This window comes from Streptomyces sp. URMC 126 (assembly GCF_051386555.1).
GTDB lineage: Bacteria > Actinomycetota > Actinomycetes > Streptomycetales > Streptomycetaceae > Streptomyces.
The window spans coordinates 1-281 of record NZ_JBPQTX010000795.1 but is presented as its reverse complement, the minus strand read 5'-3'; the positions used below and the strand labels follow the sequence as shown (position 1 = coordinate 281).

Annotated in this window: 1 rRNA gene; it reads left to right on the top strand. The window is 56.9% G+C overall.

Features of this window, described 5'->3' with window-relative positions:
* Positions 1-281, top strand: a 23S ribosomal RNA gene (locus ACSNOK_RS33960); the annotation flags it as partial.

The window sequence follows — 281 nt, the reverse complement described above, 5'->3', positions numbered from 1 at the left end:
GGAATGGTGAAAAGTACCGCGGGAGCGGAGTGAAATAGTACCTGAAACCGTGTGCCTACAAGCCGTGGGAGCGTCGCACAGGGAGCTTGCTTCTTGTGTCGTGACTGCGTGCCTTTTGAAGAATGAGCCTGCGAGTTTGCGGTGTGTTGCGAGGTTAACCCGTGTGGGGAAGCCGTAGCGAAAGCGAGTCCGAATAGGGCGAATGAGTAGCGCGCCCAAGACCCGAAGCGGAGTGATCTAGCCATGGGCAGGTTGAAGCGGAGGTAAGACTTCGTGGAGGA